Here is a 21,784-nt window from a genome sequence, read left to right on the forward strand (position 1 = left end):
GCCCTGAACACGAACTCGACGACCCAGGAGACCACCGGAGGCCCGGCCACCGGCTGGTGGACCGAAGCCGTCATCTACCAGATCTACCCGCGCTCCTTCGCCGACTCCGACGGCGACGGCATCGGCGACCTGCCCGGCATCACCGCCCGCCTCGGTCACCTCGCCGAGCTCGGGGTGGACGCGGTGTGGCTCTCGCCGTTCTATCCCTCGCCGCAGGCCGACGCCGGGTACGACGTGGCCGACTACCGGGACGTCGACCCGCTCTTCGGCCGGCTGGAGGACGCCGACAAGCTGATCGCCGAGGCCCGCGCCAAGGGCCTCAAGGTCCTCGTCGACCTGGTGCCCAACCACACCTCGTCGGCGCACCGCTGGTTCACCGCCGCGCTGGCCGCCGGACCGGGCAGCCCCGAGCGGAACCGGTACGTCTTCCGCGACGGCCTCGGCGCGGACGGCGCGCAGCCGCCGAACGACTGGCAGAGCGTCTTCGGCGGGCCGGCCTGGACCCGGGTCACCGACCCGGACGGCCGGCCCGGCCAGTGGTACCTGCACCTGTTCGACACCGCCCAGCCCGACCTGAACTGGGACAACCCGGAGGTCCGCGAGGAGTTCCTCGACGTGCTGCGGTTCTGGCTGGACCGCGGCGTCGACGGCTTCCGGGTGGACGTGGCGCACGGCCTGATCAAGCAGGCCGACCTGGCCAACTGGGAGGAGCCGCAGGAGATCCTCTCCGGCAGCGAGGTGGAGAAGCCCCGCCCACCGATGTGGGACCAGGACGGCGTGCACGAGATCTACCGGGACTGGCGGCGGCTGCTCGACACCTACGGCGGGGACCGCATCCTGGTCGCCGAGGCGTGGGTGGAGCCGGCCGAGCGGCTGGCCCGCTACGTCCGCCCCGACGAGATGCACCAGGCGTTCAACTTCGAATACCTGCTCGCCTCCTGGACGGCCCCGGCCCAGTACGCGGTGATCACCCGTTCGCTGGAGGCCACCGACGCGGTCGGTGCGCCCACCACCTGGGTGCTCTCCAACCACGACGTGGTGCGGCACGCCTCCCGGCTCGGCCTGACCGTCGGCGGTGGCCGGCCCAACGGCATCGGCATCGGCGACCCGCAGCCGGACGCCGCGCTCGGCCTGCGCCGGGCCCGGGCGGCCACCCTGCTGATGCTCGCCCTGCCCGGCTCCGCGTACCTCTACCAGGGCGAGGAGCTGGGGCTGCCCGAGCACACCACGCTGCCGGACGAGGCCCGCCAGGACCCGACCTGGGAGCGCAGCGGGCACACGGTACGTGGCCGGGACGGCTGCCGGGTGCCGATCCCGTGGGAGGCCGACGCCCCGTCGTACGGCTTCGGGCCGACCGACGCCAGCTGGCTGCCCCAGCCGTCGAGCTGGGCCGAGTACGCCCTGGACCGGCAGCGCGGGGTGCCCGGCTCGACGTACGAGCTGTACCGCACGGCGCTGCGGCTGCGCCGCGAGCACGGGCTCGGCCGGGGGACGCTGCGTTTCCTGGAGTCGGGTGACGAGGTGCTCAGCCTCACCAACGCGGGCATCACGGTGCTGACCAACTTCGGCGCCGCGCCGGTGCCCGCCCCGGCCGGCGAGCTGCTGGCCGCCAGCGCGCCGCTGGACGCCGACGGCCGGGTCCCCACCGACGTGACGGTCTGGGTCCGCGGCTGAGTCGAACCACCGAGAAGGGCCCCCCGGCGCTCGCCGGGGGGCCCTTTCTCACAGTCGGTCGGCGCGGGCGTGCAGCAGCTCGTGGACGGCCTCGATGTCGCCCGGCGAGGTGCGGGCGGCCCGCCAGTACATCAGCCCGGTGGGGATGAAGAAGAGCTGGAACGCGGCCAGCCCCACCGCGTAGTTCAACGGCGGCGGGAAGGCCGCCCGCAGCGCGTGGAAGGCCACCCCGACCAGCCCGTTGCCGGCCGCCCGGCCGACCCCGTTGACCAGGTTCCCCAGGCTGTAGACGGTGCCCCGGTGCTCCGGCGGGTTCACGTCGGCGATCAGCGCGAACCAGTTCGGCGAGTTCGCCGAGGTCAGCGCGAGCGCGACCACGGCCGTGAGCAGGCTCAGCCCGACCGTCGGCTCGGTCACCACGCTGGCCAGCACCGCCCGGATCACCGCGCCGGAGCCACCGCCGTCGGGCACGTCGATCCGCATCGGCACGAAGAAGAGCACCAGGTAGAAGGGCACGGCCGCGAGGACGCCCACCGCCGCGACCAGCGCCCGTCCGCCGGGGGTACGCCGTTGCAGCGCGTCGCCGGCCAGCCCGCCGACGATGGACAGCACCCCGCCCAACTGGAACAGGGTGGCGAAGACGCTGCCCACCACCACCGCGGTGGCCGCCGAGTAGCCCTGCTCCCGGGCCCGCTCGGCGAAGAGCACCGGCAGCCAGACCAGCGACCCGAACGCCGCCTGCGCGGTCAGCCCCTGGAGGATCAGCCAGCGGTTGGTCCGCCGGGCCAGGATCCGGGGCAGGTCGGCGCGGCTGATCCGGTAGTCGTACTCGGCGCCCGCGTCGAGCGCCGCGGCCAGCTCCGGCTCGCTCTGCCCGCGCCGGATGTCGTAGGTGAACAGGTACGCCACCGTGGCCGCCAGCCCCACCACGGTGAGCAGCAGGAACGGTCGCCGCCAGTCGGTGGCCCCGAGGATGCCCCCGGTCAGCGTCCCGGCGAGGGTGCCGACGCCCTGGGAGAGCCCCCAGAAGCTCATCACCAGCCCGCGCCGGCGCGGCGAGATCAGGTCGGTCACCACCGAGAAACCCACCGAGCCGACCGCGCCCAGGCCGACCGCCGCCACCAGCTGGGCGGCCAGGAAGCTCGGATAGTCCTGGGCCAGCGCGCTGCCGCCGGTGCCGGCCGCCCAGATCAGCGTGCCCACCATCAGCAGCGGCTTGCGGTTGGTCCGGTCCCCCACGTACGCCCAGCCGACCGCGGCGACCGCGCTGGCCAGGAAACTGACCGCGGTGACCAGACCGAGCATCCGCTGCGGCACCCCGAGGGCCCCGGAGATCGGCTCGTAGAGCGGCGGCACCAGGCCGATCGCCACGTTGTCCAGCGAGGCGAGCACCACGAACACCAGGACGCTGTACGTCCGGTGGAACACCGTCCCGCCCCGGGAGATCCGCGTGCCGCTCATGCTCGGCAGCCAACCAGCCCGAGATCACGGCCTGGTGACGGCCCCGCCGGCCTCAGAGGTAACCGCCGAGCTGGGCCGGCACCGTCGGGGCGGGGACCGCGCCGGAGCGCAGCGCGTACAGCTCGGCGAGGGTGGCGCCCTGCGGGGGGATGCCGGCCGAGGCGCCGAGCCAGCCGGTCGCCTCGGCGTACGACAGCGGGCCCACCTCGATCCGGGCCAGGCAGCGCCCCGGCCGGACCACCGCCGGGTGCAGCCGGGACAGGTCCTCGTTGGTGGTGATCGCCACCAGCACCTCCCGCCCCTGGCCGAGCAGCCCGTCGGTGAGGTTGAGCAGCCGGGACAGCGCCTGCCCGGTGGTCTGTTTCGCCTCGCCCCGGATCAGCTCGTCGCAGTCCTCCAGGATCAGCAGCCGCCACCGGTGGCCCGCGCCCTCCTCGTCCTCGTCGCCGACCGCGATGTCGGACAGGTACGCGGCGTCGCCGAACAGCACGTCCGGGTCGAGTACGGCGTCCACCTGGCACCACTGCCGCCACTGCCGGGACAGCGCCCGCAGGGCGGTGGTCTTGCCGGTGCCGGGCGCGCCGTGCAGCAGCACCAGCCGACCGGTGACGGTCTGCGGGGTCACCGCCATCAGCGCGTCCAGCGCGGTCCGCGCCGGCGCGGTGTAGTTGGCCCGGATGGCCGCCCACTCCGGGGCGGCGATCGACCGCAGGTCGCGCCGCGCGCCCCGGCGCGGGTCGTGGTGCCAGAAACCGATCCGGCCGGTGTCGGGGTCCTCGGGCTCGGCGGCGCCCTCGATGATCCGGTCCAGGGCGGCCTGCCCGGTCCGGTCGTCGACGGCGGTCACGGTGACCTCGCCGGAGCGCCCGTTCCAGGTCACCACCCGGGCGGTCCAGCCGTCGCCGGCGATCAGCCGGAACCGCTGGCGGTGCTCGACGGCGGTCCGCAGCACCCGCGCGTCGGCGGGGGCCAGGGTGGCGTCGTCGCGCAGCCGGGCCAGCCGGACCGTCCGGGCCCAGGGGTGCCGGCCGGTGACGAAGTCCGCCAGCGCGAGCGCGTCGACGACGTCGCACGGGCTGTCGGAGTCGTCGTACTGGAGGACGGAGGGCAGGGTGGCGTCGGCCGGCGTGGTCCGCATCCTCCGATGATGGCGATCGCCGACGCCGCCCGTACACCCCTTTAAGCTACGAATTGATCCAGTACGTGGTCGCGGGCCCGGGCGTAGCGGTCCCGGATCGCGGGAACGGGCTCCGCGACGTACTCCTGCGCGCCGTCCAGTGGCCACGCCGGCGGCGTCGCGCCACCCAGGGCGACCCAGGCGGCCTGGCGGGCCGCGCCGTCCGCGACGTACTCCCCGGCCGGGGGCGCCACCACCGGGCAACCGAAGACCTGCGGCGCGATCCGGCGGACGGCGAGCGACCGGGCGCCACCGCCGACCAGCAGCACCCGGTCCACCCGGGCGCCCTGGGCGCGCAGCGCGTCCAGCCCGTCGGCGAGCGCGCAGAGCAGCCCCTCCACCGCCGCCCGGGCCAGGTGGGCCGGGGTCGACGTGCGCAGGGTCAGGCCGTGCACCGAGCCGGTGGCGTCCGGCCGGTTCGGTGTCCGCTCCCCCTCCAGGTAGGGGACCATCACCAGCCCGTCCGCCCCGGGCGGGGCGGCCAGCGCCAGCTCGGCCAGCTCGGCGAGGTCCACGCCGAGCAGGGTGGCGGCCGCGTCGAGCACCCTGGCGGCGTTCAGCGTGCAGACCAGCGGCAGGAAGCGGCCGGTGGCGTCGGCGAACCCGGCCACGGTGCCGGACGGGTCGGCGGCCGGGGTGTCGGCGACCGCGAAGACGGTCCCGGAGGTGCCGATCGAGACCACCACGTCGCCCGGGCCGGCGCCGACGCCGAGCGCGGCGGCGGCGTTGTCCCCGGTGCCCGGTCCGAGCAGGACCCCGGCCGGGTCGGCGCCGGGCACCCGCCCGCCGGTGCCGGCGAGGGCCGCCGGGTCGAGCCGGCCGGCCGGCTCCGCCGGGCCGAGCACCGTCGGCACCGTCACCCGCCGGCCCAGTGCCTGCTCCAGCAGGTCGAACCGGTATTCGCCGGTGCGCGGCGACCAGTAGCCGGTGCCGCTGGCGTCACCCCGGTCGGTGCGCAACGCGGTGAGCCCCGGCGCACCGGCCAGCCGCCAGGTCAACCAGTCGTGCGGCAGGCAGACCGCCGCCACGCGGGCCGCGTTGGCCGGCTCGTGCCGGGCCAGCCAGCGCAGCTTGGTGGCGGTGAAGCTGGCCACCGGCACGCTGCCTGCCGCCTCGGCCCAGGCCCGCCGGCCGGACTCCCCGTCGCCCGCCTCGGCGACCAGGTCGCTCGCCGCGCCGGCGGACCGGGTGTCGTTCCACAGCAGCGCCGGCCGGACCACCTCCCCCGCCTCGTCCAGGCAGACCATGCCGTGCTGCTGGCCGGCGACCGAGACGGCCACCACGTCGGCCAGGCCGCCCGCCTCGGCGACCGCGGCGCGCAGCGCCGCCCACCAGGCGGCCGGGTCGACCTCGGTGCCGTCGGGGTGCGGCGCGCGGCCCTGCCGGACCAGCGCGCCGGTCTCCGCGTCCCGGATCACCACCTTGCAGGACTGGGTCGACGAGTCGATTCCCGCGACGAGCGGCATGCCGGCCCGCCTCAGCGCGCGCCGAGCAGGTGCTCGACGGCGAGCTGGTTGAGCCGCACGAAGCCGTAGCCCTTCGCGCCGGCCGCCTCCGGGTCGAAGTCCTCGAACGCGGACCGGTCGGCGAGCAGGTCGGCGTAGCTCTCCCCCGGGTTCAGCGTCGGGGTGGCCAGGTCGCCGACCTTGGCGGCGGTGAGCGCCTCGGCCACCTCCGGGTCGGCCCGGAACGCCGCGGCCCGCTCCTTGAGCAGCAGGTACATCCGCATGTTGGCCTCCGCCGAGGCCCACACCCCGGTCATGTCCTCGGTGCGGGACGGCTTGTAGTCGAAGTGCCGCGGCCCGTCGTAGGCCGGACCGCCGTCCGGGCCGCCGTGCTCCAGCAGGTCGACCAGGGCGAACGCGTTGAGCAGGTCGCCGTGGCCGAAGACCAGGTCCTGGTCGAACTTGATGCCACGCTGGCCGTTGAGGTCGATGTGGAACAGTTTGCCCTGCCAGAGTGCCTGGGCGATGCCGTGCGCGAAGTTCAGTCCGGCCATCTGCTCGTGGCCGACCTCGGGGTTGAGCCCGACCATCTCGGGGCGGGCCAGGCCGGAGATGAAGGCCAGCGCGTGCCCGACGGTGGGCAGCAGGATGTCGCCGCGCGGCTCGTTCGGCTTGGGCTCGATGGCGAAGCGCAGGTCGTAGCCGGAGTCGACGACGTACTGGCAGAGCAGGTCGACGGCCTCCCGGTAGCGGTCCAGCGCGGAGCGGACGTCCTTGGCCAGGTCGTACTCGGAGCCCTCCCGGCCGCCCCACATGACGAACGTCTTCGCGCCCAGCTCGGCGGCGAGGTCGACGTTGCACAGCACCTTGCGCAGCGCGTACCGGCGCACGTCGCGGTCGTTGCTGGTGAAACCGCCGTCCTTGAACACCGGGTGGGTGAACAGGTTGGTGGTCACCATGGGCACGACCAGGCCGGTCTCGTCGAGGGCCTTGCGGAACCGGGTCAGCCGGGCGTCGCGGGTGGCGGCGTCCGCGCCGAACGGGACCAGGTCGTCGTCGTGGAAGGTGATCCCGTACGCGCCGAGCTCCGCCAGCCTGTGCACGGCCTCGACGGCGTCCAGCTCGGGTCGGGTGGCGTCGCCGAACGGGTCGCGGGCCTGCCAGCCCACCGTCCAGAGACCGAAGGAGAACTTGTCGGCGGGGGTGGGGCGGGGTGCCATGGTGACCTCCGGGGTGGTGGCGTGGCCTCAATTTGTTCAGTGATTGAATTATTTGGCGGCGATGTGGCACTGTCAAGAGGTGACCAGCACCAGCGCCGTCGGGGCGGTGCGCCAGGGCAGCCTGCGTGAGCTCAACCTCGCCCTGGTGCTCGGCCGGATCGCCGCCGCCCCCACGCCGCCGTCCCGGGCCGACCTGGCGGCCGACACCGGGCTGACCCGGGCCACCGTCTCCGCCGTCGTCGACGACCTGATCAACGGCCGGCTGGTCAGCGAGGCCGCACCGGCGCCCCGCACCGGCGCCGGCCGACCCGCCCGGGGCCTGGTCCTCGCCGACCACGGCCCCGCCGGGCTCGGCCTGGAGGTCAACGTCGACTACCTGGCCGCCTGCGTGGTCGACCTGGCCGGCACGGTCCGGCACCACGTCGTACACCGGGCCGACCTGCGGCCGGTCTCCCCCGCCGACGCACTGACCCGGCTCGCCGGCCTGGCCGCCGGGGCCCGGGCAGCGGCCGACCGGGAGGGCCTGACCCTGGTCGGCGCGACCCTCGGCGTGCCCGGCCTGGTCGGCGCCGACGGCCTGGTCCGGCTGGCGCCCAACCTCGGCTGGCACGACGTCGACGTGCCGGCCCTGCTCGCCGGCCATCCGCCACTTGTCGAGCCGGTCCCCGGCGTGCCGCACCTGGTGGTCGACAACGAGGCCAACCTGGCCGCCCTCGGCGAACTGCACGCCGGCCCGCCCGGCCCCCGCAGTTTCCTGCACATCTCGGGCGAGGTCGGCATCGGCGCCGGCATCGTGCTCGACGGCGCGCTCTTCCGCGGCGCCCGCGGCTGGAGCGGCGAGATCGGTCACATCCCGATCCGCCCGGACGGCCCGCCCTGCCGCTGCGGCGGCCGGGGCTGCCTGGAGCGGTACGCCGGCCAGGAGGCCATCCTCACCGCCGCCGGACTGGCCGGGGCCGACCTGCCGGCCGACACCGCGACCACCCGGCTCGCCACCCTGGCCACGGCGGGCGACCTGGCCACCTGCGGCGCGCTGCACGACGCCGGCACCGCCCTCGGGGTCGCGGTCTCCGCCGTGGTGAACCTGCTCGACCTGGACACCGTGGTCCTCGGCGGCGGATACGCCACCCTGGCGCCGTGGCTGCGCCCACCGATCCTCACCGAGCTGTCCCGGCGGGTGCTGACCACCCCGTGGGCCGAGGTCACCGTGCGCCCCGCCGTCCTCGGCCCCCGCTCGGCGGCCGTGGGCGGAGCCGGCTCGGTGGCCCGCTCGATCATCGCCCGACCGGCCGGCTGGCTGGCCCGCTCCGGCTGAGCCGGTCTCGCTCGATGGGCGATCGCCGGATCCCGTCGGTACGCTTGCCTCTAGGCAACGACCCCGATCGAGGAGCGCACTACCAGCATGGGCACAGGTCGCGGAGAGACCGACTCGCCCCCTGAGCAGCGGTGACCGCCGCCCGCCGGGGAGGTGTCGCCGGTCCGGTCAGCGGAGCTGGGCGAGCCGCACGCACCCCCTCCCGCGCACCGGCCGGCACGCCGCTGCCCGCCGACTCCCGGCTCGCCCGGGAACTGCTGGACGGCCTCGCCGAGGCTGTCGTCACCACCGACCACGCGGGGGTCGTGACGCTGGTCAACGCGATGGCCGGCGAGCTGCTGCCCGAGATCGTCGCCGGCACCGACCTGACCCGCTGCGCCGTCGCGGCGCTGGCCCGGGCGGTCTCCACCGGCGCGGACGGCTTCGACGACGAGCACCTCGGCCGGCGGCTGCGCGGCACCCGCCGGAGCCTGGCCGGCGGCCGCTGGGCCTGGTACGTCCGGGACGTCACCGAGGAGCAGGCGCGCACCGACGCGCTGCTCGCCGAGCGCTCCCGTACCGCCTTCCTGGCCCAGGCCGGCAGCCGGCTCGGCCTCTCCCTGCACCGCGACCAGACCCTGCGGGCCACCGCGTCCCTGCCGGTGCCCTACCTCGCCGACGCCGCGATCGTCGTCCACGAGCCACCACCCCCCGCCGATCCCTACCCGCACTGGCTCCGGTACGCCGACGGCGACCCGACGCCCGAGACCGGGGTCGGCTCCTGGGAGCTGGCCGGCACCGTCCCCGGCCTGGCCGAGGCGCTGGACGGCGACACCACCGAGCCCAGCCCGTGGCTCGACGCCGAGCTGGCCGACCTCGCGCCGCTGCTGCCGGCCGACTTCGGCCGGCCGGGCACCGTGCTGGTCAGCCCGATGCTCAGCGCCGGCGGACCGGCCGGGGCGCTGATCCTGATCCGCCGCGCCGACCGGGCCGGCTTCGACCGCCGCGAGATCGAGCTGGCCCGCGAGTTCGCCGCCCGGGCCGGCGCCGCGCTGGCCGCCGCCGAGCTGTACGGCGAGCAGACCCACCTGGCCCGGGTGCTCCAGCAGAGCCTGCTCCCGCCCGAACTGCCCCGGGTGCCCGGCGCCACGGTGGCCGGCGGCTACCGGGCGGCCGGCGACAGCCTGCGCATCGGCGGTGACTTCTACGAGGTCTTCCCCACCGCCGACGGCGCGATGTTCGCCCTCGGCGACGTCTGCGGCAAGGGCGTCGGCGCGGCCGTGCTCACCGGCCGGGTACGCCAGTCCCTGCAGACCCTCCGGCTGGTCGAGCAGCGGCCGCTCGCGCTGATGAACCTGCTCAACCGGGCGCTCTTCGACTCTCCCGACGCGGCCCGGCGCAGCCAGTTCACCACGCTGCTGCTCGGCACCCTCACGCCCGACCCGGAGGGCGGCCTGCGGGTCCGGATCGCCGGCGGCGGGCACCCCTCCCCGCTGGTGGTCCGTCCCGACGGCACCGTCACCGCGGTCAAGGTGGGCGGGATGCCGATCGGGGCACTGACCTCCGCCCGCTTCGTCGAGACGGAGTTCCGGCTGGCACCGGGCGAGCTGCTGCTGGCGTACACCGACGGGGTCACCGAGGCGCGCGGCGGCCCACGGGGCGGGGCGATGTTCGGCGACGCCCGGCTGCGCCAGGCGCTCCTGCCGGTGACCGGGCTGCCCCCGACCGTGGTGGTGGAGCGGCTGCTGCAACTGGTCGACGAGTGGCTCGACGGGCAACGCCACGACGACATCGCGATGCTCGCCATCAGCGCCGCGGCGGCCGGGTGACGCCGGACGGCGCGACGCCGGCCGGGACCGGGGGCGGCGTCGACGCGGCGACCGTGCAGGCGTACCTGGACTGCCTGGACCGGGCCGACCAGACCGCGGCGGTACGGCTCGCCACCGACCTGCTGGACGCCGGCGCGTCCGTGGCGGACGTCCTGGTCGACGTGGTCGCGGCGGCCCAGCAGGAGATCGGCCGGCGGTGGTTCACCGGCCGGTGGAGCGTGGCCCAGGAGCACGCCGCGACGCACATCAGCGAGCTGGTGGCCGCCGCCGTGGCCGCCCGCACGCCCGCCCCGACCGGCCGCGGCCGGGTCGTGGTGGCCTGCGTGGAGGGCGAGTGGCACGCCCTGCCGGCCCGGATCGTCGCCGAGGTGCTCCGCGCCGACGGCTGGCAGGTGACCTTCCTGGGGGCCAGCGTGCCCGCCCGGCACCTGGTCTCCTACCTGCACCAGGCCGGGCCGGACGCCGTACTGCTGAGCTGCCTGCTGTCGACCCGGCTGGTCCGCGCCGGCCGGATGATCGAGGCCTGCCGGGCGGCCGGGGTGCCGGTGCTCGCCGGCGGCCCGGGCTTCGGCGCGGACGGGCGGTGGGCGGCGCCGTTGGGGGCCGCCGCCTGGGGGGCCAGCGCCCGGGACGCGGCCCGGTTGTTGCGCCGGCCGCTGCACCCGGCCGGGCCGTTCCCGGCAGCCGCCGACGACGAGTACGTGGCGGTGCTGCGGCATCGGCGGACGATCGTGCAGCAGGCCCTGTACGCGGTGGATCCGGCCGAGGAAGACGCCGACGAGGTGGCCGGGGTGGCCGCCCAGCTGGTCGACGCGCTGGCCGCGGCGATCCGGGTCGGCGACCCGGCGCTGCTGGCGGAATTCGTGGGCTGGCAGTCCGGGGTGTCGCGGGCCCGGCCCGACGGCACCCCGCTGCTGGACGTCCTACTGGACGTCTGCGCCACCGCGCTGGCCGAGCATCCCCGGGCCGGCGACCACCTGCGCCGAGCCCGCCGGACCGCGACCGCCCGCTGAGGCCCGGCTGCTCGCCGGCCCCGCTCACCCTTCCGCCCGGCGAGCCGGGTGCGCTCGGCACCGGCGGCGAAAGGGAAGCCTGCGGTCAGGCCGAACGGGTCGTCGTGGGGCCACCCCGCCGCCAGTCGACCCTCCGGTCGACCGGAGCGGCCGGGGCCGGAACGGTCCGGGCGGCCGGGGCCGGTAACTCGCGCGGCGGCTCAGCGGCCTCCTCGCGCTCGCGGGCCATCTCGTCGAACTCCCGCATCCCCACCAGCAGGGCCTGCCGGCCCGCCGGGCTCATCGCCCTCAGCACGCCGGCCAGCCCGCGCCGGCGGTCGGTGCGCAGCTCGGCCAGGAGCCTCCGCGCCTCGGGGGTCAGGTGCAGCGAGATCTCCCGCCGGTCGGTGCGGCTGGGCTCCCGCTCCAGCATGCCGGCCGCGACCAGCCGGTCGCAGAGCCGGCTGGCCGAGGAGAGCAGCATGTCCAGCCGGGTGGCGAGCCGGCGCAGGTTGATGCCGTCGTGCTGCTCGACCACCATCACCGCCCGCAACTGGGCGCTGGAGAGCCGGCTCGTGGTCCGTTCCCGGGCGGCCTCCCAGACGGCGAGCAGGGTCGCCGCCGCGTCGTCCAACGCGGCGGCGATACTCGCTTCTGGTCCTTCCGGACCGGATACGTCGGCCATGGTGGAACCGAGACTACCCCCAGTAAGTGACCATGGGACCTGTGCAGAGGAGCAACGATGAGCGGAGCTGAGGACCAGGCACGCCGGGTGCTGATCGAGGCCCCCGCCGACCTGCTGCTGGACCGGCTCGCCACGGAGCTGGAACGGACCTACGGGATCACCGGCGCCGAACTCCTCCAGGTCGACTACCGGTTGTCGGTGCTGCTGCCGTTCACCAAGGGTGAACCGATCACCGCGCCCGGGCACCCGGCCTGGCGTTGCTTCGACCACCAGGAGCCGATCGTCACCGAGGACGGCACCGGGTACTTCCCGGTCGGCATGCGCGGCGAGCGGCGCGGCGTGCTCCGGCTGCACCCGGTCCCGGCGGACCCGGCCGCGCTCCACGAGCTGGCCGGCGTCGCCACCGCGTTCGGGCACGAGCTGGAGGCGGTCACCGCCAGCACCGACATCTACCGGGTGGCCCGGCGCAGCCGGCGGCTGACCCTGGCCGCGGAGATGCAGTGGGAGCTGCTGCCGGGGCGCAGCCGGGTCCGGCCCTCGTTCAGCCTCGCCGGTCAGCTCGAACCGGCGTACGCGGTGCGCGGCGACACCTTCGACTGGTCCGACGACGGGCGCCGGGTCTGCCTCGTGGTGATCAACGGGATGGGCGAGGGGGTCGCCGCGTCGCTGCTCAGCTCGCTGGCCACCCACGCGCTGCGCAACGCCCGCCGGGCCGGGTTGGCGCTGGCCGACCAGGCGGCGCTGGCCGACCAGGCGATCTACGCCATGCACCGGGGCGAACAGCACCTCTCCGCACTGCTGATGGAGCTCGACCTCGCCTCCGGCGTGCTGACCGTGGTCGACGCGGGCTCGCCGAGGCTGATGCGGCTGCGCGACGGCGAGGTCAGCGAGCAGGAGCTGGACAAGCAGTTCCCGTTGGGCATGTTCGACGGGACGGACTACCGGCCGCAGCGGTTCGAGCTGCGCCGCGACGACCGGCTCTTCGTGGTCAGCGACGGGGTGGTCGACGCCACCGGCGGGGACGTCCGATACGGCGAGACGGCGCTGGAGCGGTTCCTGCGGCGTACCACCCCGATGCCGCCGCTGGACGCCGTCCGTTCGCTCCTGGGGGACCTGCGGGCCTTCGTGGCCGGCGACCTCATCGACGACGCCGTGGTGGTCTGCCTGGACTGGACGGGCCCGCAGGGCTGACCGGCCGGTCTCAGTACGCCCCTCGGCCCTGCACCACCGCTCCCACGGTCTTCCAGAGGATGGTCAGGTCGGCGGCGAGCGACCAGTTCTCGACGTAGTACAGGTCGAGCCGGATGCCGTCCTCCCAGCTCAGGTCGGACCGGCCGCTGACCTGCCAGAGCCCGGTCATGCCCGGCTTGACCAGCAGCCGGCGGGCCACGTCGCCGTCGTAGCGGGCCACCTCGGACGGCAGCGGCGGGCGCGGCCCGACCAGGCTCATCTGCCCGAGCAGCACGTTGACCAGCTGGGGCAGCTCGTCCAGGGACCACTTGCGCAGGAGCCGGCCCACCCGGGTCACCCGGGGATCGTCGCGCATCTTGAACATCAGGCCGTCGGTCTCGTTGCGGGCGGCCAGCTCGGCCAGCAGGGCGTCGGCGTTGACCACCATGGTGCGGAACTTGAAGACCCCGAACTCCCGGCCGCCCTGGCCGACCCGGACCTGCCGGAACAGCACCGGGCCCCGGCTGTCCAGCTTGACGGCCAGGCAGATCACCGCGATCAGCGGCATCAGCAGGGCCAGGGCGAGCGCCGCGGCGGCCCGGTCGACGAGCCCCTTGACGAGTTTCCGGGCGCCCCGGAACTCCGGGGCCTCGACGTGGATCAGCGGCAGGCCAGCCACCGGCCGGGTGTGGATCCGCGGGCCGGCGACGTCGGTCAGCGCCGGGGCGACCACCAGGTCGACTCCCGTGCCCTCCAGCTGCCAGCCCAGCCGACGCAGCCGGGCGGCGGTCAGCTCGCCGGAGGCGGTCACGGCGACGGTGTCCGCGCCAATCGCGGTGGCCGCCTCGGGGATGCCGCGGAACGAGCCGACCACCGGCACGTCGTCCAGCCGCTGCGGCACCGGCGCCAGCAGCGCGTCCGGGATGCAGGCGCCCACCACCTGGTAGCCGGCGTACGGTTCCCGGCGCAGGGTGTGCACCAGCTCCAGCACGTGCGCGGTGTCCCCGACCACCAGCACCTTGCGGGACCAGCCGGCGCCCCGACTGCGCGCCCGGTGCAGCCACTTGCGGGCGCCGAACCGGGCCACCTCCAGCCCCACCGTGCCGAGGGCGAAGGTGTACGCCAGGAAACCCCGGGAGACCCCGACCTCGGCGATGTAGCCGGCGATCGCCACCCCACCGGCCAGTCGCAGGCTGGCCGCGCTGACCCGGCGGTATTCCTCGGCGCCGTAGCCGAGCACCCGGTCGTCGTAGCAGCGCATCGCCCGCAGCGACACCAGCCAGGCCAGCACCAGACCGGGTGCCACCACCTCGTACGGCACCTCGGCGCCGGACGGCGCGGTGGGCCCGAAGCGCAGCAGGTAGCCGGCCAGGACCGCCACGGAGAGCACCGCGGTGTCCAGCACCGCCAGGTTGCGCAGGTAGGTGCGCTGGGCGGCGCGGGCCGCCGAGCCCGCCGGTTCGTACGCCGACCGCGGCGACGTGCCGCTCGGGGTCAACAGTGTCGCCGTGCTCAACCGGCCCTCCCGTTTCGTCAGACCGCCCCGGCCGGGGTCCGTCCCGGGTCGGGGCGGGTGGCTGCGGAGCACTTCCGACATCCTGCCGGACAATTATCAGCGCCGATTGCTTCCGACGGGTTGCCGTCTGTTCACCTCGGCACCCTCCGGACCACGCAGTGCCCCGGTGGTGAAAAGCGTTCCGCCGCACCGGCGGGCCGGAGCGGCGGAAATGCTGTCACGGCGAAGGCTCAGCGGGGGGCGTTGGGCCGCAGCGCGATCGCCTTCAGGAAGATGTCGCCGATCTTGGACGGGTCCTCGGTGACGAAGCTTCCGCCGCCGGTGACATCGGTGACGGACTGCAGCTCGGCCTTGTTGACCCCGCTGCCGATGCCGATGATGACCACCTGCACCGGCTTCTCCGGGTCGGCGATCCGCTTGAGCTGGGCCAGCAGCTGCGCCCGGCTGATCCCGTTGTCGTCGTCGTTCTGACCGTCGGTGAAGAGCACCACCGAGTTGACCCGGCCGGGCTCCCACTCGTCCTGCACGTTCTTGTACGCGGCGAGCAGGGTGTCGTAGAGGCCGGTGTTGCCCTTCGACGGCCGGATGGTGGCGAGGCCCTGCTCCAGTCGGCTGCGCTGGCTGGACAGCGGCCCTATCGGGACCAGTTCCTGCCAGTCGCGGGTGCCGACCAGGTTGGTGGAGAAGGTCCACAGCCCGATCGACCACGAGTCGTCGAAGAGCCCGAGACCCCGGCTCGCGGCGGCCACCGTGACCTGCTCCCGGCTGGCGTTGTCGGCGCTCGGCACCGGGTCCTTCATCGAGCCGGAGACGTCGATGACGCAGAGCATCCGGCCGGACTGGGTGGCGATGGACCACGCGGAGACGGCACGCTCTATGGCCACCGGGTCCAGGCCGCCCGCCGCGGTACCGCCGGCCGGGGGCGGCGCGGCGCTCGCGCCGTCTCCGGCCGGGCTGGGGGCGCCCTGGGGGGCCTTGAAGCCCTCACCCCAGTTGCCGTCGGGCGCCCGCAGCGACTGGACCGCCAGCCGGTTGCGGAAACCGGGGGTGGTCAGCAGCTCGTAGAGGACCCGGGCGGCGGACGCCTTGGCCGGCTCGATGCCGGGCAGGACCGCGTACGGGTAGTCCAGCGACATCGGCGTGGGCTTGAGGTAGAGCGCGGCCAGCGGGATCGGCGGCTTGGTGCCGTTGTAGGCGATGACGTCCTCTTCGGAGAGCGCCGCGGCACCCAGGCCACTGGCGACCGCCGTCGGGTCGGCCGAGCGGGGGAACCGGGCGAGCAGGTCCTGCCGCAGCGCGGACCGGCCGGTGGCGAGCGCCCGCAGCGCGGCGGTGGTCGCCTTCTGGCCGTCACCGCCGGCACCGCTGGCCGCCGCGGTCAGCGAGAGCAGCCCGGAGAGGCCGGCCGCGTCCTGGGTCGGCTCCACGATGCCGGCCCGCAGCGGCCGGTCGGTGCTGACCGCCCTGAGCAGGTCGCTCCAGCGGAGCTCCTTCTCCGGCCAGCCCAGCCGCGAGGCCACCGGCTCGGGCATCGCGACCACGACCGGGCTGCTGGCGATGGAGGCGCCGTTGCCCGGGGCGAAGGCCGTCGCGCCACCGGTCTTCAGCCGCAGCAGCCACATGGAGGAGTCCGGCACCCAGACGTCGGGGGTGACCGCTGTGCCGCTGGCCTGGCCCACTCCGGCGAGGCGGGCGCCGTGCTTGCTGGCCACGGCGGCGGCCACGTCGACCGGGTCGGAGGCCGCGACGTTCACCGCGATGCAGGTGCCACCGACCGCGGCGCCGTCGGCGACCCACTGGGTGGCGGCCGCCTGGATGGCCGGGGCCAGCTCGGGCGCCGCGGCGACCGAGAGCTGGATCGACCCGGAACAGGCCGGCTGGGCCAACTGCTGGTAGCCGAACCAGGAACCCGCGACGACGACGACGAGCGCGGTGGCCGCTGCTGCGGCACCTGCTCCGCGGATACTTGAACGCATGCGATGGCGGCCTGACACGCTGACCATCTTGCGTATCTCGTGGGGTTACTGCCACAACCGTTCGGACGAAAGTTACGCAGGAGAAACAGTTGACCGCCAAATAGCAACAGTGAGTGACCAGTCAGTGTCGCGCCGTCGCCCAATTCCACTCCGGACAGTGCCGCCGCGGTGGCTCGGGGTGGATCGACCACCGCCCGCTCAGGGCAGTACGCAGGTGGGGCTGGGCAGCGGCACCGGCTCACCCACGGGCGCCGGCACCCCGGTCGTCGGGTCCACCCGGAACACCCGCACCATGTCGGCGCGCTCGTCGGCGACGTACAGGTGCTCCCCGGTCAGCGCGAAGTGCCGCGGCCACTCGCCACCGGTCGCCACCTCGGCCACCAGCTCCGGCAGCTCCCCCGCCAGGCCGAAGACCGCCACCGTGCCGACGCCCCGGTTCGCGACGTAGAGGAACCGGCCGTCCGCCCCCACGGTGACCTCCGAGGGCTGCACGTGCCCGGCCCGCTCGCTGGCCCGCACCCGGCCCCGCTGGTGCAACGCCCCCTCGCCGGTCAGCTCGTACGCGGTGACCGTGCCGTCCAGCTCGCCGACCAGCCAGGCGCGTCGCCCGTCGGGGTGCCGGGCGAGGTGGCGGGGCCCGGTGCCGGCCACGGTCCGCACCCGGGGCGCGCGGGGCACCAGCCGACCGGAGTCGGCGTCCAGGTCGTACCGGTACACCGAGTCGGTGCCGAGGTCGACCGCGAGCAGCGGCCCCGCGCCGGGATCCGGCGACACCATGTGGGTGTGCGCGTGCTCCTGGCGCTGCGGATCCGGCCCGTGCCCCTCGTGCCGGACCAGGTCGCTGCGCTCGCCGGGCACGCCGTCCGGGTCCAGCGGGAACACGGCCACGCTGCCCCCGCCGTAGTTGGCGACGAAGAGGTGCCGGCCGTCCGGGGCGACCGCCAGGTGACAGGGCTCGGCCCCGCCGGTGGCCCGTGTGCCGAGCGGGTCGAGGTCGCCGTCCGGCCCGACCCGGAAGGCGCTCACCTCTCCCTCGGGCAGTTCGTTGACCGCGTACAGCACGGGTCGGGTGGGGTGCCGGACCAGGAACGACGGCGACGGGGTGACCGCCACCGTGCCGAGCGGGGTCAGGGCGCCGGTGTCCCGGTCCCGCCGGGCGGCGACGATGCCGTCGCCCCGCCCGCCGCTGTGCGCCGTGTAGCCGCCGATGTGGACGATCGTGCCCTGATCCGTCACCGGACCCACCTTCCGCCGAGCTTCTCCGTCGTTGCGCCACAGGCTTTCCCAGGATGGCCGATCGTCAGCCCTGTTTCCGCGGAATCCGTGACCGGGTGGGGCGGCGGCGATCCGGTCAGGCCACCGGCACCGGCTCCCCGCGCTGCCGCGCCACGTGCTCGACCAGGGAGATCAGCAGCAGCTTGCCGGACTGCCGCTCCCGCGCGTCGCAGAGCAGCAGCGGCACCTGCGGGTCGAGGTCGAGGGCCTGCCGCACCGCGTCCAGCCCGAACCGGCGGGACCCCTCGAAGCAGTTCACCCCGACCACGAACGGGACGCCCCGCTGCTCGAAGTAGTCGATCGAGGGAAAGCAGTCGGCGAGCCGCCGGGTGTCGGCCAGCACCACCGCGCCGAGCGCGCCGAACGCCAGCTCGTCCCAGAGGAACCAGAACCGGTCCTGCCCCGGGGTGCCGAAGAGATAGACTTGGAGGTCCTCGTTGATGGTGATCCGGCCGAAGTCCATCGCCACCGTGGTGGTCGACTTGCCCTCCACCCCGGAGAGGTCGTCGGTCCCCGCGCCGGCGTCGGTGAGGATCTCCTCGGTCTGCAGCGGCCGTACCTCGCTCAGCGCGCTCACCATCGTCGTCTTGCCGGCCCCGAAGCCCCCCGCGATGAGGATCTTCAGTGCCAGCGGGATCCGGTCCGCGGATCCCTGCCGGTCATAGCGCACGGAGTCCATTGACCACCGCCTTGAGGATGTCGTTGTCGGGAAGATGGGCGGCGGCCGGCGGCTCGTGCACCGCCACCAGTCCGCGGGAGACCAGGTCTCCCAGCAGCACGCGGACCACGCCGACGGCGAGGTCGAGCTCCGCGGCGAGTTCGGCCACCGGAACCGGGCGCCGGCACGCCACGACCAGCCGGCGGTGTTCGGGCAGCAGCGACGGCGGGCCGGTCGGGTCCGCGTCCGGGTCGGCCACCACCAGGGCGACCAGGTCGAAGGCGACCGCCGGCCGGACCCTGCCGCCGGTGAGGGTGTACGGCCGCACGACCGGGCCGGCCGCCGCGTCCAGCCACTCGTGGTGCGGCCCGGGTGGGTCAGCCCGCATCGCCGGCACCGGACGCCGTACGGGCCGGCGCGCTGAGGTGTTCGCCGACCCGGACGACGAGCATCGCCATCTCGTACGCCACCAGGCCGATGTCCGCGTCGGCCTCGCTCACCACGGCCAGGCAGGCGCCCTGCCCGGCAGCCGTGACGAAGAGGTACGCGGACTCCATCTCCACCACGGTCTGCCGGACGGCTCCCCCGTCGACGTGCCGGGTCGCGCCCTTGGCCAGGCTGGAGAAGCCGGAGGCCAGCGCGCAGAGGTGCTCGGCGTCGGCGCGGTCGAGGTCGGCGGTGGCGCCGAGCAGCAGCCCGTCGGCGGAGAGCACCACGGCCTGCCGTGCGGCCGGTACCCGGGCCACCAGCTCGTCGAGGAGCCAGTCCAGCGCGGGGCCCGGTGCGGTCCTGTTCATCTCCGGATGTCCCTCTCGGTCGCGGGCGGGGTTTCCGCGCTGGCCGCCGGGACCGGCGGAAGCGCTTCGGGCGCCGGCGTACCGGCTCGGGGTCGGTGGCTGGCCGGCGCGGCCGGGTCGGGCGCCGGGACGGGCGGCCGGGCCGGGTCCGGCGCCGTGGTGACCGGCACGGACGGGTCCGGTGCCGGAACGGCCGGCTCGGGTGCCGCGGTGACCGGTGGGGCGCCGGGTCCGGAGTACCCGTCCGGGGTGGTGGGCGGGGCACCGGGGTCGGCGTACCCGGCCGGGGCGGGGAGCCGGGCGCTGTCGCGGCGGCCCCGGGCCGTGCCGGCCTGGAGGGCGGCCATCGCGCGGCGGGCCTCCTCCGGCGTACGCCCGGCCGCCTCGGCGACCGGCCGCACGGGTGCCACCGGGCCGCGCCGGCGGACCCGCCGGGGCAGCCCGTCGGCGTCGTCCGGGGGCGCGACGGAGGAGGTCCCGGTGGTCGGCGGGCGGGTCGGGGACGGGCGGGTGGCGCGGGGACGAGGGACGGTGGTCCGCCCGGGGGCCGGGGTGGACCGGGGCGGCCCGGTCGGCGGCGGCGGCTCGTCGGTGACCAGGTCGACCGGGAGGACCGCCACGGCGGTCACGCCGCCGCCCGGTCCGGCCGACCGCAGCCGGACCCGTACCCCGTGCCGGGCGGCGAGCCGGGCCACCACGAACAGGCCCAGCCGGGCCGAGTCGGTTGGGTCGAACTCCGGTGGGCGGGCCAGCCGACGGTTGGCGTCCTCGACGGCCCGCGGCGCCATCCCGAGCCCGTGGTCGGTGATCTCCACGGTGTAGCCGTCCGGACCGTCCCGACCGGTGACCTCGACCCGGGTCTCCGGCGCGGAGAAGACGGTGCCGTTCTCGATCAGCTCGGCGAGCAGGTGGATCACGTCGCCCACCGCCCGGCCCACCACGCCCGCCGGTTGCACCGTCGTGATGTCGACCCGGTCGTACGACTCCACCTCGGAGATGGCGCCGCGGATCACGTCCACCATGGCGACCGGTTCCCGCCAGCCCCGGCCCGGCGCCGCGCCGGCCAGGATGACCAGGTCCTCGGCGTGTCGACGGAGCCGGGTGGAGAGGTGGTCGACCTGGAAGAGCCCGGCCAGCTCGTCCGGATCCTCGGTGTGCCGTTCCATCCGGTCGAGCAGGGCGAGCTGCCGGTGCACCAGCCCCTGACTGCGCCGGGCGATGTTGAGGAACACCTCGTTGAGGCCGCGGCGGAGGGTGACCTCGTCGACGGCGGCCCGCACCGCGGTCCGGCGTACCTCGTTGAACGCGCGCCCGACCTGGCCGATCTCGTCGCCGCCGTGGTCCAGCGGGGGCGCCTCGCGGTCGACGTCCACCTCCTCGCCGCGGCGCAGCCGGGCCACCACGTCGGGCAGCCGGTGCTCGGCCATGTCCAGCGCGGCGGTGCGTACCCCGGACAGCCGCGTGACCAGGGACCGGCCCACCCGCAGCGCGACCAGGACGGAGACCACCACGGCCGCCAGCCCGAGCAGCCCGGCGACGGCCAGCCGGGTGAGGATGCCGACGGCGACCGGCACCGAGCGGTCGGCCAACTCGTCGGCCTCGGCCAGCTCGTACTCGCGCAACCGCTGCTGCACGGTGTCGTAGTCGGCCTGCCAGACCCGCACGTCCACCGGCGGGCGGGCGTCGGGCCGGGCCCGGAGCAGGGCGTCCTGCATGGCGCGCAGCCGGACGAAGGCGGGCTGCCCGGCCACCCGCTGGTAGGCGGTGCGGTCCCCGGCGGGCAGGTCGACCAGCGCGTCCAGGACCAGGAACCGTTGGCTGCCGACGGCGAGGACCAGTTGCTCGTGCTCCCCCTCGGCGAACCGGCCGGCGGTGACCGCCCCGGCGAGCAGGGTGTCCACCTGGCCGAGCAGCTCACGGGAGCGGCCCAGCGCCGTGACCGCCAGCGCCTGCCGGTTGAGGTCGTTGTCGGGGAGCGAGGCCATTCCGGCGAACGCCTCGAAAGCCGCGGATACCATGCCGCTGTAGAGGCTGGCCGCACCGGTCCGGTCGATCGCGCGGCGGTCGACGGCCCTCCGGCCGGCGGGCAGCCCGTCCAGGGCGGCGGCGAGCGTGTCGAGGCGGGCGTCGAGCAGGTCGTCGGCGGCGTCCCGCAGCCGGTCCCCGGCCATCCGGCGGCGCAGCTCGGCGACCGCCCGGTCGGTCCGCGCCCGCTGCTCGGCCAGCACCGGCAGCCGCTGCTCGCCGGCCAGTTGCACGGCGGTCAGCCGGCGCTCGCGTTGCAGCTCGGCCACCACGGTCTCGCCGGGGCGGCCGAGGTCGTAGAGGAGGGTCCGGGCGGAGAGCAGGTCCAACGCGGGACCGAAGGCGAGCGAGGTGGCGAAGATCCAGAGCGCCAGCAGCGCGGTCACCGGGACCACGACCAGGGCGGTCAGCTTCGAGCGGATCGGCCAGTCGCGGGTGTTCATCCAACCTCACCGGAAGGGGTGACAGGGGTGGCGCCGGCTGCGGCCGGGGCAGCGTCCCGGCCACGGCGCCGGGGGCCGCCACGACCGCGCCCCGGGCAGGATACGTAATCACCGCGGGATGCACTACCGGCCGTCGGGCCGATGATC

At 75.3% G+C, this 21,784-nt stretch carries 17 protein-coding genes; 5 read left to right on the forward strand and 12 right to left on the reverse strand.

Going from position 1 to position 21,784, the window contains the following annotated elements:
• Positions 1 to 3: 3 nt before the first annotated feature.
• Positions 4 to 1,674 carry a glycoside hydrolase family 13 protein gene (locus tag GA0074704_RS25795; protein WP_088973983.1) on the forward strand — a complete coding sequence of 557 codons (1,671 nt, stop codon included), beginning with the start codon at positions 4 to 6 and terminating at the stop codon, positions 1,672 to 1,674.
• A gap of 48 nt (positions 1,675 to 1,722) precedes the next feature.
• On the opposite strand, the gene GA0074704_RS25800 is transcribed toward GA0074704_RS25795, so the two are convergent.
• The 4 genes from GA0074704_RS25800 to xylA are packed head-to-tail and all read right to left on the reverse strand — an operon-like array spanning position 1,723 to position 6,977.
• The gene (locus GA0074704_RS25800) at positions 1,723 to 3,135 is read right to left on the reverse strand and encodes an MFS transporter (RefSeq protein WP_088972878.1); all 1,413 of its coding nucleotides are present in this window, start codon (positions 3,133 to 3,135) and stop codon (positions 1,723 to 1,725) included.
• A gap of 52 nt (positions 3,136 to 3,187) precedes the next feature.
• The gene (locus GA0074704_RS25805) at positions 3,188 to 4,273 is read right to left on the reverse strand and encodes a DUF5925 domain-containing protein (protein ID WP_088972879.1); all 1,086 of its coding nucleotides are present in this window, start codon (positions 4,271 to 4,273) and stop codon (positions 3,188 to 3,190) included.
• A 41-nt stretch (positions 4,274 to 4,314) separates the two neighbouring features.
• A complete protein-coding gene (xylB, locus tag GA0074704_RS25810; protein WP_088972880.1) occupies positions 4,315 to 5,778 on the reverse strand; it encodes a xylulokinase in 1,464 nt (487 codons plus the stop codon).
• Between the two features lie 11 nt (positions 5,779 to 5,789).
• Positions 5,790 to 6,977 carry a xylose isomerase gene (gene xylA / locus GA0074704_RS25815; protein ID WP_088972881.1) on the reverse strand — a complete coding sequence of 396 codons (1,188 nt, stop codon included), beginning with the start codon at positions 6,975 to 6,977 and terminating at the stop codon, positions 5,790 to 5,792.
• A 61-nt stretch (positions 6,978 to 7,038) separates the two neighbouring features.
• On the opposite strand from xylA, the gene GA0074704_RS25820 reads away from it, so the two are divergent.
• The 3 genes from GA0074704_RS25820 (at position 7,039) to GA0074704_RS25830 (ending at position 11,113) form a co-directional block, all read left to right on the forward strand.
• A complete protein-coding gene (locus GA0074704_RS25820) occupies positions 7,039 to 8,292 on the forward strand; it encodes an ROK family transcriptional regulator (protein WP_172880782.1) in 1,254 nt (417 codons plus the stop codon).
• Positions 8,293 to 8,423: 131 nt separating this feature from the next.
• The gene (locus GA0074704_RS25825; RefSeq protein ID WP_172880784.1) at positions 8,424 to 10,100 is read left to right on the forward strand and encodes a PP2C family protein-serine/threonine phosphatase; all 1,677 of its coding nucleotides are present in this window, start codon (positions 8,424 to 8,426) and stop codon (positions 10,098 to 10,100) included.
• Positions 10,097 to 11,113: a cobalamin B12-binding domain-containing protein gene (locus tag GA0074704_RS25830; RefSeq protein WP_088972883.1), complete on the forward strand. Its 1,017-nt coding sequence runs from the start codon at positions 10,097 to 10,099 to the stop codon at positions 11,111 to 11,113. The genes GA0074704_RS25825 and GA0074704_RS25830 overlap by 4 nt, the downstream gene beginning before the upstream one ends.
• Before the next feature lie 85 nt (positions 11,114 to 11,198).
• On the opposite strand, the gene GA0074704_RS25835 is transcribed toward GA0074704_RS25830, so the two are convergent.
• A complete protein-coding gene (locus tag GA0074704_RS25835; RefSeq protein WP_231926682.1) occupies positions 11,199 to 11,777 on the reverse strand; it encodes a MarR family winged helix-turn-helix transcriptional regulator in 579 nt (192 codons plus the stop codon).
• A gap of 57 nt (positions 11,778 to 11,834) precedes the next feature.
• On the opposite strand from GA0074704_RS25835, the gene GA0074704_RS25840 reads away from it, so the two are divergent.
• Complete coding sequence (locus GA0074704_RS25840) at positions 11,835 to 12,968, forward strand: PP2C family protein-serine/threonine phosphatase (protein WP_088972884.1); 1,134 nt, start codon at positions 11,835 to 11,837, stop codon at positions 12,966 to 12,968.
• A 10-nt stretch (positions 12,969 to 12,978) separates the two neighbouring features.
• Here the strand turns inward: GA0074704_RS25840 and GA0074704_RS25845 are convergent, their stop codons facing one another.
• The 7 genes from GA0074704_RS25845 to GA0074704_RS25875 all read right to left on the reverse strand — a co-directional run bounded on the left by GA0074704_RS25845 (position 12,979) and on the right by GA0074704_RS25875 (position 21,637).
• Positions 12,979 to 14,463: a sugar transferase gene (locus GA0074704_RS25845; RefSeq protein ID WP_088972885.1), complete on the reverse strand. Its 1,485-nt coding sequence runs from the start codon at positions 14,461 to 14,463 to the stop codon at positions 12,979 to 12,981.
• A 230-nt stretch (positions 14,464 to 14,693) separates the two neighbouring features.
• Complete coding sequence (locus GA0074704_RS25850; protein WP_088972886.1) at positions 14,694 to 16,439, reverse strand: VWA domain-containing protein; 1,746 nt, start codon at positions 16,437 to 16,439, stop codon at positions 14,694 to 14,696.
• 198 nt (positions 16,440 to 16,637) lie between these two features.
• Positions 16,638 to 17,675, reverse strand: coding sequence for a lactonase family protein (locus GA0074704_RS25855; RefSeq protein WP_172880787.1), 1,038 nt, complete (start codon positions 17,673 to 17,675; stop codon positions 16,638 to 16,640).
• Positions 17,676 to 17,790: 115 nt separating this feature from the next.
• Positions 17,791 to 18,393 carry a GTP-binding protein gene (locus GA0074704_RS25860; protein WP_088972888.1) on the reverse strand — a complete coding sequence of 201 codons (603 nt, stop codon included), beginning with the start codon at positions 18,391 to 18,393 and terminating at the stop codon, positions 17,791 to 17,793.
• Positions 18,374 to 18,760 carry a DUF742 domain-containing protein gene (locus GA0074704_RS25865; protein ID WP_088973986.1) on the reverse strand — a complete coding sequence of 129 codons (387 nt, stop codon included), beginning with the start codon at positions 18,758 to 18,760 and terminating at the stop codon, positions 18,374 to 18,376. Before GA0074704_RS25865 ends, GA0074704_RS25860 begins: the two co-directional genes overlap by 20 nt.
• Positions 18,750 to 19,169, reverse strand: coding sequence for a roadblock/LC7 domain-containing protein (locus GA0074704_RS25870; protein ID WP_088972889.1), 420 nt, complete (start codon positions 19,167 to 19,169; stop codon positions 18,750 to 18,752). Before GA0074704_RS25870 ends, GA0074704_RS25865 begins: the two co-directional genes overlap by 11 nt.
• On the reverse strand, positions 19,166 to 21,637 hold the full coding sequence (locus GA0074704_RS25875; RefSeq protein WP_088972890.1) for a sensor histidine kinase: 2,472 nt from the start codon (positions 21,635 to 21,637) through the stop codon (positions 19,166 to 19,168). Before GA0074704_RS25875 ends, GA0074704_RS25870 begins: the two co-directional genes overlap by 4 nt.
• Positions 21,638 to 21,784: the final 147 nt, after the last annotated feature.

The sequence above is a fragment of the Micromonospora siamensis genome (assembly GCF_900090305.1).
Taxonomy (GTDB): domain Bacteria; phylum Actinomycetota; class Actinomycetes; order Mycobacteriales; family Micromonosporaceae; genus Micromonospora; species Micromonospora siamensis.